The sequence below is a fragment of the Endozoicomonas sp. SESOKO2 genome (genome assembly GCF_024606245.1).
In the GTDB taxonomy this organism is placed as follows: Bacteria; Pseudomonadota; Gammaproteobacteria; order Pseudomonadales; family Endozoicomonadaceae; genus Endozoicomonas_A.
This window is the reverse complement of record NZ_JAHHPQ010000682.1, coordinates 1-1,850: the sequence shown is the minus strand read 5'-3', so window position 1 is coordinate 1,850 and position 1,850 is coordinate 1. Positions and strand designations below refer to the sequence as shown.

The window sequence follows — 1,850 nt, the reverse complement described above, 5'->3', positions numbered from 1 at the left end:
ACGCTATAGTGATCGCTTTCAAAGAATCATAAAGGAAGAATCACTATGGGCCTTGGCGGTATCAGTATCTGGCAACTGTTAATCGTACTGTTGATTGTTGTCATGCTGTTTGGCACCAAACGACTTAAAGGTCTTGGCAGCGACCTGGGTGGAGCTATCAAGGGTTTCAGGAAGAGCATCAGCGATGACTCCGGTTCTTCAGAAAACCTTGCGACCAATAACCAGGACAATGACAAGAACAGGGAACTGAGTCATAACAAAGCCTGAGGACTGTCAGCGTGTTTGATATTGGCTTTGCCGAACTGCTGGTTATCTCGGTACTCGGTCTGGTGATTCTGGGGCCCGAGCGCTTACCTCACGCAATAAAAACCGGCCTGCAGTGGATCAACTACCTGCGTAGCAGCGCCAGCAATATAAAAGAAACGGTTAACAGAGAGCTAAAGGTCGATGAGATCAAACAGGATCTTCAGCTGGACGAGCTGAATCAACAGGTTCGATCTCTGAAACAAGAAGCAACCGTAGCCACTGAAAATCCCTCCAAACCATCCGATTCCAACATAAAGGCGGCCTGAGTGCTGCCTTTATTGGATGCCTGCCGAGACATTTATGAAGACTGAAACCCCGACGGTTCAATCAGAACAACCCCTGATTCAGCATCTACTTGAGTTACGAACTCGCGTACTGAAAAGCATGGTGGTCACCCTGCTGTTCTTTGCCGTACTGTTTTACTTTTCCAATGACATTTATGAGCTGGTGTCTGAACCCCTGCGCTTGTTGATGCCAGAAGGCACCAGCATGATAGCCACCGATGTTACCTCCCCTTTCTTTGCTCCATTTAAACTCAGCCTGGTACTTTCCCTATTTCTGGCCATTCCCTTTATTCTTCATCAGGTCTGGGGATTTATTGCTCCCGGCCTGTACAAGAATGAAAAGCATCTGGCCATCCCATTGCTCATAACCAGCGTCATACTCTTTTATGCCGGTGTCACCTTTGCCTATTTTGTGGTGTTTCCATTGATCTTTGGTTTCTTCACCACGACCGGACCTGAAACGGTCACCATGATGACTGACATCAGCAGCTACCTGAACTTTATTCTTAAACTCTTTTTTGCCTTTGGGCTGGCCTTCGAAATCCCTGTCGCAACACTGTTACTGATCTGGTCTGGCATTAGCACCGTTGAATCCCTGTCCAGGAAACGTCCTTACATCGTAGTAGGCTGTTTTGTGATCGGTATGCTTCTGACACCACCCGACGTGATATCCCAGAGCCTGCTGGCTGGACCTATGTGGCTGTTGTTTGAGCTTGGACTTTTGTTTGCCCGGATGACGCCTTTTATGAAAAAGTCTTCTTGAGAATGAACGAACCCGCGTCAAGATCCGTATTTATCGGGAAAGCCTGGCAAGATTTAAAGCGAGTAGCAGGCCATTTTCGGCCTGCAAAAAACCATAGACTCAAGCAACCAAAAAACCCACATAACTACTGTTTTTATTAGAAAAAAAATAAAAAAAGAAATAAAACCGACATTTAGCCGGAAGCTAAATAGGCAATTAGACGCTTTATAAACCGTCAAATAGACGCTAGAGTAATAGACAATTAGCCGAAACTTGAAACACCTTCTGATGCCATACTTCCCACGCTACTTACAACCAAAAATAGAAGAGGCCTTGCAGGATACCCCTGTAGTTTGCCTGCTCGGGGCTTGTCAGGTGGGCAAACCTTGATTCCGGCAGCCTCAAATACACGTAGTTAAGAGAAACATTTCGCGTCACCATCAGTGATGGAAAACGACATGGCAAAATATTTTTCACAACAAAAAAGCCGATGAGCATTCCACTCATCGGCTTTGTTA

General features: G+C 46.0%; 3 protein-coding genes. All 3 read left to right on the top strand.

Annotation, left to right across the window (positions count from 1 at the left end):
• Positions 1-45 precede the first annotated feature (45 nt).
• Genes tatA through tatC form a run of 3 tightly spaced genes read left to right on the top strand, consistent with a single transcriptional unit; the run spans position 46 to position 1,353 of the window.
• On the top strand, positions 46-267 hold the full coding sequence (gene tatA, locus KDK17_RS19670) for a twin-arginine translocase TatA/TatE family subunit (protein ID WP_368736450.1): 222 nt from the start codon (positions 46-48) through the stop codon (positions 265-267).
• Positions 268-278: 11 nt separating this feature from the next.
• The gene (gene tatB / locus KDK17_RS16780) at positions 279-572 is read left to right on the top strand and encodes a Sec-independent protein translocase protein TatB (protein ID WP_257275062.1); all 294 of its coding nucleotides are present in this window, start codon (positions 279-281) and stop codon (positions 570-572) included.
• Between the two features lie 34 nt (positions 573-606).
• Positions 607-1,353, top strand: a complete 747-nt coding sequence (tatC, locus tag KDK17_RS16775; protein WP_257288596.1) for a twin-arginine translocase subunit TatC — start codon at positions 607-609, stop codon at positions 1,351-1,353.
• Positions 1,354-1,850 lie beyond the last annotated feature (497 nt).

Bases quoted from the DNA above. Each gene is read 5' to 3' on its own strand.
- tatC (WP_257288596.1), top strand. From the start codon at position 607: ATGAAGACTGAAACCCCGACGGTTCAATCAGAACAACCCCTGATTCAG.
- tatA (WP_368736450.1), top strand. From the start codon at position 46: ATGGGCCTTGGCGGTATCAGTATCTGGCAACTGTTAATCGTACTGTTG.